This window comes from Amycolatopsis sp. NPDC043885 (assembly GCF_056435685.1).
This window is the reverse complement of the sequence record NZ_JBWKEA010000013.1, coordinates 160,558-173,623: the sequence shown is the minus strand read 5'-3', so window position 1 is coordinate 173,623 and position 13,066 is coordinate 160,558. Positions and strand designations below refer to the sequence as shown.

10 protein-coding genes are annotated in these 13,066 nt (G+C 69.5%); all 10 read right to left on the bottom strand.

From position 1 onward, the window contains the following. Nucleotides 1–42 precede the first annotated feature (42 nt). The 10 genes from AC069I_RS30730 to AC069I_RS30685 all read right to left on the bottom strand — a co-directional run bounded on the left by AC069I_RS30730 (nt 43) and on the right by AC069I_RS30685 (nt 13,041). The gene (locus AC069I_RS30730) at nt 43–1,080 is read right to left on the bottom strand and encodes an ion channel (RefSeq protein WP_478266996.1); all 1,038 of its coding nucleotides are present in this window, start codon (nt 1,078–1,080) and stop codon (nt 43–45) included. 291 nt (nt 1,081–1,371) lie between these two features. After that, nucleotides 1,372–2,655: a cation:proton antiporter gene (locus tag AC069I_RS30725; protein WP_478266995.1), complete on the bottom strand. Its 1,284-nt coding sequence runs from the start codon at nt 2,653–2,655 to the stop codon at nt 1,372–1,374. 36 nt (nt 2,656–2,691) lie between these two features. After that, nucleotides 2,692–4,512, bottom strand: coding sequence for an adenylyl-sulfate kinase (cysC, locus tag AC069I_RS30720; RefSeq protein WP_478266994.1), 1,821 nt, complete (start codon nt 4,510–4,512; stop codon nt 2,692–2,694). Continuing rightward, complete coding sequence (gene cysD, locus AC069I_RS30715) at nt 4,512–5,453, bottom strand: sulfate adenylyltransferase subunit CysD (RefSeq protein ID WP_478267034.1); 942 nt, start codon at nt 5,451–5,453, stop codon at nt 4,512–4,514. Before cysD ends, cysC begins: the two co-directional genes overlap by 1 nt. 30 nt (nt 5,454–5,483) lie before the next feature. Then, complete coding sequence (locus tag AC069I_RS30710; protein ID WP_478228012.1) at nt 5,484–6,233, bottom strand: SDR family NAD(P)-dependent oxidoreductase; 750 nt, start codon at nt 6,231–6,233, stop codon at nt 5,484–5,486. Further along, nucleotides 6,230–7,609, bottom strand: coding sequence for a class-II fumarase/aspartase family protein (locus AC069I_RS30705; protein WP_478266993.1), 1,380 nt, complete (start codon nt 7,607–7,609; stop codon nt 6,230–6,232). Before AC069I_RS30705 ends, AC069I_RS30710 begins: the two co-directional genes overlap by 4 nt. Before the next feature lie 14 nt (nt 7,610–7,623). Then, on the bottom strand, nt 7,624–8,790 hold the full coding sequence (locus tag AC069I_RS30700) for a Glu/Leu/Phe/Val dehydrogenase dimerization domain-containing protein (RefSeq protein WP_478228014.1): 1,167 nt from the start codon (nt 8,788–8,790) through the stop codon (nt 7,624–7,626). Next, nucleotides 8,787–10,166 (bottom strand): pyridoxal-phosphate dependent enzyme, encoded by a 1,380-nt coding sequence (locus AC069I_RS30695; protein WP_478228015.1) that lies wholly within the window; start codon nt 10,164–10,166, stop codon nt 8,787–8,789. Before AC069I_RS30695 ends, AC069I_RS30700 begins: the two co-directional genes overlap by 4 nt. A 47-nt stretch (nt 10,167–10,213) precedes the next feature. Next, the gene (locus AC069I_RS30690; RefSeq protein ID WP_478228016.1) at nt 10,214–11,848 is read right to left on the bottom strand and encodes a thiamine pyrophosphate-binding protein; all 1,635 of its coding nucleotides are present in this window, start codon (nt 11,846–11,848) and stop codon (nt 10,214–10,216) included. Beyond that, nucleotides 11,848–13,041, bottom strand: a complete 1,194-nt coding sequence (locus AC069I_RS30685; RefSeq protein WP_478228017.1) for an ABC transporter substrate-binding protein — start codon at nt 13,039–13,041, stop codon at nt 11,848–11,850. The genes AC069I_RS30690 and AC069I_RS30685 overlap by 1 nt, the downstream gene beginning before the upstream one ends. Between the last annotated feature and the right edge of the window lie 25 nt (nt 13,042–13,066).

Below are 13,066 nucleotides of genomic sequence, written 5' to 3'. Positions count from 1 at the left end.
ACCGGAAGAACGACCGGAGGTCGAGTGCACGCGAGGCATGGATCAACGGCCGAGTCCTCGCAGAGCCGTTTCGATCTCCGCGCCGGTGAGGCGCCGGGGGCTGACGTAGTAGAGCACTGAGCCTGCCGGGAGATCATCGTCCCACGAAGGGTTGACCACCAGGTCGTCGTCGGTCCGTGCGGCCAGAACCGTGGCACCGAAAGCACGGCCCAGCGCCAGCCGGCATTTCTCGGTGCTCAGCCGCCCCAGCGACTCGGGCAAGACGACCGAGTACGTCCCCGCCCCGCCTGCCGTCATCAGCTCGGAGTAGACCTCGGCGATTCCCGGGGAGGTCAGTTCTTCCGTGACCATCCGCGGTGTGTGCCACTGCACGCACTTGATCCGGGGGTCCACGTAGCGGACCAGCTCGGACTTCTCCATGTCCCGCAACGTCACCACGACATGCGCCGACCGGTTCGCGTGGTCAACGGTCACCGCGACGGCCAAGGCCTCGTTGTCGTCGCCCATGTCGACCAGGATGGTGCCCGCCTGCGCGACGGCGGCCCGAGCGAGCACGTCGGCCGCCGTCGGCTCACCACGGACGAAGTCCACCGGCTGCGACGGCATGGGGTGCACCTGCACTTCGTCGCTCGCGCACAAGACGAGTCCGGTCACGCCGTCGGCGATGAGTTGCGCGACGATGCGCTCGGTGCGGCCTGGTGTATAGCCGATCAGGAGCGTGTGCCCACTCGCCCGTACGGCTTCCATCCCCTGCATCCGCCGTCCCTTCGCCTGTTCGAGCCTGGAAGCGAGCTTGGTGAACACCGTGGTGAGCGTCGCGATCCCGCCGATGATGACATAGGCCCCGACGAAATGCCCCGCGGTAGTCTCCGGCGAAAAGTCGCCGTAGCCGACCGTCGCGGCCGTGACCACGAAGTACCACCAGTAGTTCCCGGGCTGGACGAGCTCACTGCCCGCGGGTTCGGCCAGCACCATCAGCGGCCAGCTGGTCGCGAAGACGAAGATGACCACGACGACAGGAAGCATCCAGCCCTGCTGCAACACCCAGCGGGCCAGCAGCCGCGCCAAGACGAACGACACCCCGCCTCCTCACCGGCCGCGCTCCACCCGACCGCGGATCCCGATACCAGACCACACCGTTCCCATCGGCGCAACGGACGTTACCGGACCGCTACGGCGGATATCACCAGGTGGAAGTATGTGTCTGCAAAGGACTGTCCAAGGGCGACCGGCTGTCGTCGAGCGCGCCGGCCACGGCCGAATGGTCACCGGCCGGAACGGAACCCCCTCGACATCGACCACGGGCGCCACAGATCGGCTGGTTGTCGATCGGAGGTCCGAGACGCGGTCAGGCCCATCCTTGCCAGGTGGTCAGGACCGGGCGCGGTCACGCTCGGCCTCGGCCGGGTTGCCGCCGGCTCGACCGGCGCCGTGTCGATCCAGGCGGGCGGCAGCGGGTGGATAGACCACGCGGAGCAACGCCCCCGTCATCGCGGTGGTCACCAGGGCCATGACGACCATGAGGGAATAGAGGTTCGCGTCCAGCACGCCGATCTGCACCCCGACGTTCAGCAGGATCAGTTCGGTGAGACCGCGAGTGTTGAGCAGAATGGACATCACGGCCGAATGACGTCGCCGGACGCCGCAGATCCGCGCCCCGACATAGCCGCCGATTCCCTTGCCACCGACGGCGGCGAGCAGGATCAGCCCGAACTCACCAAGCCCGGCTAGGTCCATAGTGGATAGATTGACGCCGATCCCCGCGCTGGCGAAGAAAACCGGGATGAGCAAGGTCTCGGTGCCCCGTTCCACCTTGGGCAGGACGCGCTCGCGCAGGAACGCCGCGCCCCCCTCAGGCATGGCGACGCCGAACATGAACGCGCCGAAGATCAGGTGCAGTCCCATCCAGTCGGTGGCCAGCGAACACGCTGTCGCACCGGCCGCCAGGAACACGAACAGGAGACATCCGGGCAGGATTCCGTCCATGGGGTGCCGTCGCAGCCATCGCTTCGTCAGCGGGCGCACCACCGTGAGAAGTACGACGACCAGTGGCACCACGAGCAGGACCCGCGTGGGATCGGTGCCCGCTCCGGCGATCGCCGCCACCACCGCCAGCAGCGACCAGATCAGGACGTCGTCGAGTGCCGCGCAGGCCAGGGCGAGCCCGCCGATGGGCGTGTCGAGCAGGTCACGGTCGCGGAGGATCCTGGCCAGCACCGGAAACGCGGTGCAGGCGAGCGCGGCCCCCATGAACAGGGTGAACACCAGGCCGCCACCGTCGGCGTGGCGGTCGGCGAGCACCGACGCCAGCAGTACACCGGCGAGGAACGGCACCACGACGGCGCTGATCGAGATGGTCGACATGATGCGGCCGTGCCCGCGCAACAGTCCGCGATCGACGTGCAGGCCGACGAAGACCATGAACACGCAGATGCCCACGTCGGCCAGTACCGTCATCGCCGGGCGCACTTCGGGCGGGAACAGGGCTCTGGTCACCGCTCCGTCGGCCAGAGTGGGACCGAGCAGGATCCCGCCCAAGATCTCCCCGATCACAGGTGGCTGGCCGAGCCGCCGGGCGAGGACGCCGAGCAGCCGCGCCGTCGTCAAGATCGTCACGAGCGCGACGGCCAGCGCCACGAAACCCGGGGCGGTCACCGTTCCCCGCGGGCACCACGAGTGCCGCGCCGTTCCTCACGCACGGGCGCTCCACTGACCGGTCAACGCGAGAATCCGGTCCACCAGCTCGGCGGGCGTCGACCGGTGCGGAAAAAGGGTGAGCTCCGGGTCGGCGGGTGTCTCGTAAGGAGCGTCGATCCCGGTGAATCCGATGATCTCGCGTGCCCGTGCACGGGCATAGAGTCCCTTCGGGTCACGCTGTTCGCACACCCACAGCGGGGTGTCCAGGAAGACTTCGGCGAAGGGCAGCCCGTCGGCCTCGTGCAGCCGCCGGGCGCGGTCCCGGTCGGCCTGGTAGGGGCTGATCAGGGAGACGATGGCGACCAGGCCGGCGTCGGCGAACAGCCGTGCGACCTCGGCGACCCGGCGCACGTTCTCGGCCCGGTCGGCGGCGCCGAACCCGAGATCCCCGGTGAGACCGTGGCGCAGGTTGTCTCCGTCGAGGCGATAGGCGGCCTGGCCCCGGGTGACGAGCCGTCGTTCCAGCTCGGCGGCGACGGTGGACTTCCCGGAGGCGGACAGGCCGGTCAGCCACACGGTTCCCCCGGTGCCCGCCCGGTCCTCCCGGCTCACCGTCGAGGGATGCCACCGGATGTCCGTCGTGCTGCCGACGCCCTCCTGGATCATCCCGGCGGCGACGGTGTTGCCGGTGCTCTCGTCGACGAGGATGAAGCTGCCCGTGTCGCGATTGCTCCGGTAGGCGTCGAAGTCCAACGGCTTCCGTGTCCGGATGGCGACCCGGCCGATGTCGTTGAGCACGAGGCCGGTCGCGGTGGTGTCGTGGTCCAGCGTGTCGATGTCCAGCCGGTAGTCCACCTCCCTCACCTCGGCACGGACCGAGCGGGTCGTATGCCGCAGCCGGTAGCGCGACCCCGGGGTCAGCTCGCCGTCGTCGGTCAGCCAGCAGACCAGTGCGTCGAGATCGTGTCCGGTCGCAGGCCGGTCGCGCGGCCCGCACAGCAGATCACCGCGGCCGACGTCCAGTTCGTCGGACAGGCGCACGGCGACGGCATGCGGCGGGAAGGCGGTGGCCAGCTCGGTCCCGCCCGGACCGTGAAGGCTCTCGACGGTGGTGCTCAAGCCGGAGGGCTGGACGACGATCTCGTCACCGGGACGCAGGACTCCCCCGGCCATGGTCCCGGTGTAGCTGCGGCGGCCGTCGGCGTCCCGGATCACGTACTGCACGGGAAGACGCACATCGGCCAGGTTGCGGTCGGAGGCGATGTGCACCTCCTCCAGGTGCTGGAGCAGCGGCACGCCCTCGTACCACGGCATCTCCGTACCGCGGTGGACGACGTTGTCCCCGCGCAGGGCGGAGACGGGGATGACGGTCAGGTCTGGGATTTCGAGCCGCTCGGCCATGCGCAGGAACTCGTCGCGGACCTCCTCGAAGCGTTTCCGGGACCAATCGACGAGGTCCATCTTGTTCACGCACAGCACCAGATGACCGACGCCGAGCAGACCGGCGATCAGCGCGTGCCGCCGGGATTGCGCGAGGACACCGTGTCGCGCGTCGACCAGGGTCAGCGCCAGGTCCGCCGTCGAGGTACCGGTCACCATGTTGCGGGTGTACTGCACGTGTCCCGGCGTATCCGCGATGATGAACTTGCGCTTGTCCGTGACGAAGTACCGGTAGGCGACGTCGATCGTGATCCCCTGTTCGCGTTCCGCGCGCAGGCCGTCGGTGAGCGCGGCGAGGTCCGGTCCGGTGTCCGTTCCGATCGCGGCGAGCTGGTCCTCCAAGACCGCCTTCGAGTCCAGGAGAAGCCTTCCGATCAAGGTGGACTTCCCGTCGTCGACGCTGCCCGCGGTGGCGATTCTCAACAAGGGAGCCATCAGAAATACCCCTCCCGTTTGCGGTCCTCCATGCCTGCCGCCGATATCCGGTCGTCCGCGCGGGTGGCACCGCGTTCGGTCACGGTGCTGGCCGCCACTTCGGCGACGACTTCCGCGGGGGTCGCGGCCACCGACTCGACGCATCCGGTGCAGGTCGCGTCGCCGATGGTGCGGAACCGGACGTACGCCTCGAACGGCTCCTCGCCCGGTAGGGGACGCACGAATTCGTTGTGTGCCATCAACATCCCGTCGCGTTCGAGCACGCTGCGCCGGTGTGCGTAGTACAGGCCGGGCAGTGCGATCCGCTGCTGGTCGATGTACTGCCAGATGTCGAGTTCGGTCCAGTTGGACAGCGGGAATATCCGGATGTGCTCCCCCGGACCGTGCTGCCCGTTGTACTGGCGCCACAGTTCCGGGCGCTGCGCACGCGGATCCCATTGTCCGTATCGGTCCCGGACGCTGAACACCCGTTCTTTCGCGCGGGACTTCTCCTCGTCCCTGCGCGCTCCACCGAACACCGCGTCGAAGCGGTGCTCGGTGATCGAGCGAAGCAGCGTGACCGTCTGCAAACGATTCCTGCTCGCTCGCGGCCCGGTTTCCTCCACGGCCCGGCCGGCGTCGATGTCGTCCTGCACTCGCGCGACCAGAAGGCGCACTCCGAACCGTTCGACCGTCCGGTCGCGGAAAGCGAGGACCTCGGCGAAGTTGTGGCCGGTGTCCACGTGCAGCACCGGGAACGGGACCGGCCCCGGCCAGAAGGCGCGTGCGGCGAGGTGCAGCAGTACCACCGAGTCTTTGCCGCCGGAGAACAACAGCACCGGCCGCTCGAGTGTCGCCACCACCTCCCGGAGGATGTGCACGGACTCGGATTCGAGGTACTGCAGGTAAGTCAGCTCATGGGTTTCGGACGTCACGGGATGACCCTCCGGTGCTCGCTCGATCGCGTCGGCGCGGTGACTTCACCGACGCCGTCAGGTACGGGGCAGCAGCGCACCACCGTTGACGTGCACGATCTGTCCGGTGATGAACCCCGCTTCGGGAGCGGCGAGGTGGCAGACCGTCGCGGCGACCTCGCCGGGGCTCGCCCCGCGGTTCATCGGTGACTGCCGCGCACGGCCGTCGTGGAATTCCTGGGACATGCGCTCGCCGTAGAATTCCGTGTCCGTCACGTACCCCGGGGCGACGACGTTGACGGTGACCTGGTCGCGGGCCAGCCGGACGGCGAGCTCGGTCGACCACGGGTACAGCGCGGCCTTCGCCCCGCCGTAAGTGGCCGGCCCCCGCTCCGCCGCGACCGACCCCACCGTGACGATCCTGCCGCCGGGCCTGCGCAGCAAAGGAAGAAGTGCCTGGGTGAGCAGGACGGCGGGAAGCACGTTGGCGCGCAGGTTCGAGTGCCAGGCTTCGGGCAGTGCGTCCAGTTCCTGCACCCGTTGTGGATCGACGTTGCCACCGGCGTTGTTCACCAGGACGTCGACGACGCGGCCGCCGACCGCGGCCAGCACCGCGCGCGCTCCCCCGGGCTCGCTCAGGTCGGCCGTCACCGGGACGACGTGCGGCCCCAGCTGCTCCGCGACGGCCGCGAGCCTGTCCGCGCGACGCCCGACGATGACGACCTCGCCGATGCCGCGGTGCTCGCCGATCCGCGCGGCGACGGCACGGCCGATCCCGGTCGCAGCGCCGGAGACGACCGCGACGCCGCCCTTCGCCGCGGCCGTCACGAGATGACGGCCCGCGCGCGTTCCACGACCCGCATCGTCAGCTCGGGTGACTCCCCGAGGTAACTCACCGGCTCGAACAGACGCTCCTGTTCGGCGTCGGTGAACCGCTCGGTGATCGCCGGATCCTCGGCCGCGAGTTTCCGGACAGGGATGCCGTCGGTCTGGGCCCGCTGGGTGAGCTTGTAGACGTATTCGTGCGCCTGCTGTTTGCCGATGTGCTCACCGAGGGCGAACATGAGCCGTTCCGACATCACCTGGCCGGTCACCGTCTCCACGTTGGCGCCGAGCCTGTCGGGGTGCACGATCAGCCCGGTGACGACCTCGGTCGCGATCTCCACCGCGGCGAGGCAGTAGTGCGACACGTCCGGGACGCACGCCCACTCCAGTCGCAGCGAGCGCGCGTCGCGCTCGTGGTCGCCCACCATCGCGGTCAGCGCGAGCCCCGACTGCGCCGCGGCGAGCCTGGCCAGGACCACGATCTGTTCACATCGCTCCGGATTGCGCTTGTGCGGCATGGTGCTGCTGCCCACCTTGCCGTCGCGCCATGCTTCCTCGACCTCACCGAACTCCGGACGGGACAACGTGCGGATCTCGTCGGCGATCCTGGCCAGCGTGCCGGTGATCATCGCCAGCGTGCTGACGAATTCGGTCACGCGGTCGCGGGCGACGTGCCACCCGAGTTCGGGGACGACGAGCCCCAGCCGCTTGGCGAACCGTTCCAGCGTCGCCCGGCCGTGTCCGCCGAAGCTCGCCATCGTCCCGGCGCCGCCGAACAGTTGCGCGGTCGGGGTGTGCGCACGGAGGTGGACGAGCCGGTCACGCTGACGGAGCAGTTCGTCGAGCCAGCCCGCCACCTTGAGCCCGAAGGACATCGGCAGGGCGGGCTGCGCGTGCGTGCGGGCGAGCCCGATCGTCCTGGCGTGCAGTTCGGCCGTGTGGGTCAGGCTGCGGATGATCCGGTCGAGCGCGGGCGCCAGGGTGTCGAGTACGTCGCGGACTTCCAACGACTGACCGGTGTCCTGGATGTCCTGGGTCGTAGCGCCGTAATGGATGAACTGTCCCGCGGTGTCCCCGCATGCGGTCTCCAGCGCACGGAGCAGGCCGATGAGCGAGTGCCCGGAGCGTGCGGTCTCGACCCGGACCTGGTCGAGGTCGATGTGATCGAGGTCGGCGACGGCGGCGATCCGCTCGGCGACGTCCGCCGGAATCACCCCGAGCTCTGCCTGGCTCAACGCCAGCGCCGCCTCGATGTCGAGCCAGCGTTGTTTGCGGCAGACATCGCAGAAGATCCCCCTGCTGGCCGCGGTGGCGTATCGGTCACCGTAGAACTGCGAGTCCGTGATGTGACCGCGTTCGTGACGACAGTCTTCTGACATGGCAAACCTCCGGTTCAGCGAGCGGTGGGCACGAAGTCCCGCAGATAAGGACAGCCGCCGTACGGCAGCGCGTCCGGGTCGGCGGTGCCTGTTGCGGCCAGCCGCAACGCGGCTTCGCGGGAACCGACCTTCCCGCGGCGCGATTCCTCGGTTATGTCGGCGAGGAGATCGCTCATCAGACGGGCGAGCGCGTCGAGTACCTGTCTCGGAGCCGGACACTCGCGCGGACCGAACAGTGCTTCCATCGACGCGGACCCGCCGATTCCGCCGATGAAGTCCGGGATGACCACCACGCCCCGCCGCTCCAGGTTCCGCTCGACGCGTTCGGTGAGCCCGCAGTTCGCGCCGACCGTCACCGCCGGGACGGCGACACGCGCGGCCTGCGCGTGGCTCATGGCGTCCGCCGGGCCGGCGAGGATGAGCAGGTCGGCGGGAACGGTGAACAACTCGGCAGGGCGGCCGCCGGACGGCATCGCGGGAACGGGGGTTCCGGCGGGACGGCCGAGCATGGCGGGAACGTCGAGACCGGCGGGCGTGGCGACGGTGCCGTGTTCGTCGCCGATCGCCACCACGCGGGCGCCGTACTCGTACAGGGCACAGGCGGCGCCGCGGGCGAGATTCCCGAAGCCCTGCAACGCCACGGTGAGCGGCCCGGTGCACCGGGCCGCCTTGGCCGCGCCGATACCGGCGTAGGCCAGGGCGTGTCCCGCCCGGCGCGCGGAAACAGGGAGCCCGTCGACAGGCGCTTCGAGCACCGCCATCCGATGCGCGAACTGGTCGGCATCGAGCCGCTGGGCGGTCTTGATCGCGTACTTGATCGACGACAGGCCGACCGCCGCCGCGTGCCGGTTGAGCTCCACCCACCCGGTCCCCATATCCGGCCCCATGCTGTAGCGAGTGGCCAGCTCGTCACGGAGGAACGCGAAGAACCGCCTGAGTATCGCGTCCTTGTCCGGCGAGGACGGGTCGAGGTCGAGCCCGCATTTGGCTCCGGCGACGTTGAGGCCGAGCACTCGTTGCTTGACTGCCATCCGTTCGGCGAGCGTGCTCAGCGTCCGCGCGTCGATCCCGGCCCGCACCCGGCATCCGCCCGCCGCGAGTCTCCGCCGGGCCCCGCGGTATGCGAGGTAGCCCTTGGTGCCGTGGACGGGGTCCACGAACTCGATCACGTTCTTCGTCACAGTGCGCTCCCTGTCCGCGGGTGATCCGGCGCGAGCGCGCTCGCGACGTCGGCGGCGGTGAGGATCGCCGCCGGGACACCGTCCCTCAGCACCACGCACGCGCCGTGTTCGGCGATGAAGGCCGCCGTGGTGTCGAGTTCCTGCCCCCAGCCGACCCGGGGCAGGGAGGTGACGACGACGTGGTCGGCGACCGGGGCGTCCCATCGGGCGCGCCCGGACGCGATGCGCACCGCGATGTCGTGTTCGGCGACGAATCCCGCGATCTCCGGGAGCCGCACCGGCGCGGCGGCGGAACTGACCGCCAGATAACCGATGCGGGTGTCCCGCATGCGTTGCCAAGCGGACGCGAGGCTCTCCTCCGGGGCTATCACGGGCAGGCCGGGCCCGAGGACCGCGGCGGCCACCGGCACCCCCTCGGCGGGGGCGGTGAACCCGTGCACGGCCAGCCAGTCCTCGTCGAAGATCGTGTTCAGGTACCCACGGCCCGAATCGGGGATCAGGACGACGATGACCGCGTCGGGACCCGAACGCTCGGCGACCCGTAACGCCGCGGCGACGGCCATTCCGCCCGAGCCGCCGGTGAGGATCCCCTCCTCCCTGGCGAGGCGCCGGGTCAGCGCGATGGCCTCCGCGTCGCCGACGGTGACGATCTCGTCCGGGACGTCCGGGTCGAAGGCCGCCGGGAGACTCGGCTGGCCGACGCCTTCCAGGTAGTACGGGCGCAACTCGTCGCCGTTGTACACCGAACCGTCCGGGTCGACGCCGACGACACGGACCGTGCCACCGGACACCTCGTGCAGATAGCGGCCGGTCCCGGTGACCGTGCCGCCGGTTCCGAGCCCGGCCACGAAATGCGTGACCCGCCCCGTCGTCTGCTCCCAGATCTCCGGTCCGGTCACGGTGTAGTGGGCCTCGGGGTTGGCGGGGTTGTTGTACTGATCGACGCAGTAGGCGCCGGGGGTCTCCGCGGCCAGCCGGGCGGCCACGTTCCGGTAGAACCGGGGGTCGGTCATGGACACGGTCGCCGGGCAGACCACCACCTCGGCCCCGTAAGCCCGCAGCGCGGCGATCTTGTTGTGCGAGACCTTGTCCGGGCAGGTGAACACGCACCGGTAGCCCCGCTGCGCGGCGACCATGGCCAGCCCGATCCCGGTGTTGCCGGACGTGGGCTCGACGATGGTCCCACCGGGACGCAGCAGGCCGTCTCGTTCGGCCGCCGTGATCATGCCGACCGCGATCCGGTCCTTGGCCGAGCCCCCGGGATTGAACTGCTCCAGTTTGGCCAGCACCAGCGCGCCGGAACGGGCGGCGACCGTTCTCAGCCGTACCAGGGGCGTCGATCCGATCAGGTCGAGCATCGAGTCGTGGAATCGCATGGCTGCCTTCTCCGAGGGTGCGGGTTGACGTCGGCTCGGGGAACGGGTCATCGCGGAACGGCCGCCGGGGTGAGGTACTCGCGACTGGTGCGCACCGCGACGAGCGACGGTCCGGGATGTTCGAGCGCCTTGGCCAGGCAGGTGCGTACCTCGGCGGGAGTGTCGGCGGAAAGCCCGAGCGCGCCGTGTGCCTGGGCGAGCAGCCGGAAGTCGGGATTGGCCAGGTCCGTGGCGATCTCCCGGTCCGGGTAACGCCGCCGCTGGTGCAGCCGGATGGTGCCGAGCGACGCGTTGTCCGACACGACGAACACCACCGGGAGACGACGTTCGCAGATGGTGGCGAGCTCTGCGCCGTTCATGCCGAACCCGCCGTCGCCGATGATCACGACGGTGGGCACCGCAGGGTCCCGCGCGGCCACCGCCAGTGCTGCGCCGGGTCCGAAACCCATGGCGCTGGAATCGATGCCCACCAGCCTGCCGTTGCCGGCGAACCGCAGGTATCGGTACGTCCAGCCGGTGAAGGTGCCGGAATCGACGACGACCGTGACGGCGCCCCCGGTCAGCTCGTCGAGCGCCGCGGCGATGTCCCCGGCCGTGACCACCTCCGGGTCCGACGGCGGATTCCAGCGGGCTCTCTCCTCCTCGATCCGGTGCAGCCGCAGGCACCATTCGTCGCGGCGCGGGCGCTGGACGTCGGTGTCGGCGAACTGCGCGAGGAAGTCCACCGGATCCATCGCGAACCCGGCGGTGACTTGGTGGTATCTGCCGATCCGGGCGGCGTCCGGATGGACGTGGACCAGTGGCTGGCCGGGCTCGGGGCCGCGGGGGAACCGCAGCTGCCTGGTCGTCGTCTGGCCGAGCCGGGTCCCGATCGCGAGGACGAGGTCGGCGCGGTCGAACTCGGCTAGTTGCCCGGGTCCGGTGGCGTTGTGCAGATGACCGGCGTAGCAGGCATGCCGGTTGTCCAGCAGATGCTGGTTCTTGTTGCTGGTGAGCACCGCGACCTCGTGCCGCTCGGCGAACTCGCGGAGCAGGGTACGCCCCCGCGGAGTGTCCAATGTGGATCCGGCCAGGAGCAGCGGACGCCGAGCCGAGCCGAGCATGCCGCGTACCGTGTCGAGCTCACGACCGTCGGCCACCACACGGCCGAGCACGCCCCGTGTCGCGGGGCCGTCCGCACCGTCCCTGTCGAACACGTCCTCCGGTACGAATACCACGACCGGCCCCGGCGTCCCCGATTCCGCGACCCGGAACGCCCGCCGCACGGTCTCCCCGGTCGACGAGGGATCGTGCAGAGTCCACACAGCTTTCGCGCGGTCGCCGAGAGGACGACCGGACTGGAACGTCTCGCGATCGAGATCCGGCAGGGGAACGTCCCCGACGAAGAGCACGAGCGGGGTGGCGTCCTCGGCGGCGGCATGTACCGCGATCGCCGCGTTGGCGGCGCCCGGGGCGCGACTGACCAGGCACACCCCGGCGCGGCGGGTGAGCTTGGCGTCCGCCAGCGCCGCGAACCCGGCCGAGCCCTCGTGACGGCAGCCCACCACGTCGATCTCGGCACAGTCGTACAGCGCGTCCAGCAACGGGAGGTAGCTCTCCCCGGCCACGCAGAAGACACGGTCCACGTCGTGGGCGCGGAGGCTGCGCAGCATGGTGTCGGCGACGGTCGTGACAGCGGGCATCAGACGGTTTCCATGGCGGCAGGCGGCAGGTACTCCGCCGTCACCTTGTCCGGTGGATAGATGATCGCCGACTCGTCGAACCCCTGGTCGCGCTTCTGATACTGCAGCAACACCAGTTCCGGACAGCAGTGGTGCCAATGGGCGGGCCCGCGCTCGTAGCGGATCGGCCCTCGCCAAGTCGGGAACTCCATCGCCTCCAGCGCGTCGATGAGGTCTTCCCGCTCGGCGGACCGTGCCGCACGACTCGCGGCCGCGATGATGGTGACGTCGGTGAAATGGGTCAACGCGGTGTCGGGCGGGAAGTCCCCGTACCGCTCCCGGTACCGTTCGGTGAACCAACGTCCGATGTCGGTCATCCCCGGCCACGACGGGCGGTACTGCATCGCGGGCCACATCGTGCCGACCCCACTGTCCCCTGTGGAGCGCCAGAAGTCTTTGGACCGCAAGGGATAACTGAAAGGGACCATCAACGGCGTACCGGGCAGAAGGCCTGCTTCCGCCGCTGCGCCGAAGATCTGGTAGTTGGTCCGGATGACACCGCCATTGATCAGCAGGTCCGGTCCGTAGTCCCGGATTCTACCGAGCAGGGCGGGGAAGTCCGTCGTGCCGTCCTGTTCGAAGTCGAACCGGCAGAACTCCATGTCGTGTTCGGTGCTGCCATAGCTTTCCAGACTGTTACCCGTGTGCAGACCGAACGCGGTGTCCGCGCACACCATCCCCACTTTGCGGATGCCCAGCTCCGCCGCGAAGTCCAGCATCAGCGGCACCCGGTCCTCCACACTGAAGTAGGACCGGAAGACGTTGCGCCGCTTCTGCGCCGTGATCTCGCTGTATCCGTTCTCGACGAAGATCGGCACGTCGTACTTCGTGGCGATGTCGACCACCCAGGGCGTGGTCCGCAGGTGCCACTGCCCCATCGCGGCCACGACCTCGTCCACCAGTGCGAGCTTGGCCATCTGGCCTGCCGCGGAACGGAACATGCCTTCCGTCCGGGCGGTCGCCTGGTCGTCGTAGAGGACCAGTTCGATCTGCCGGTTGTCACGCGCGCCACCGTGCTCGCGCACGTACTCCACCCCGAGACAGGCGCCGCGAGTGACCAGTTCCCCGGCCGTCGCGTCTCCCGGCTCGCTCAGTGGTGTGATGATGCCGATCCGCAGCGGATCCGTACCCGCGTCCTTGTTCACATCACGCACGAGCGCTTGTGCACGTTCCAGGTGA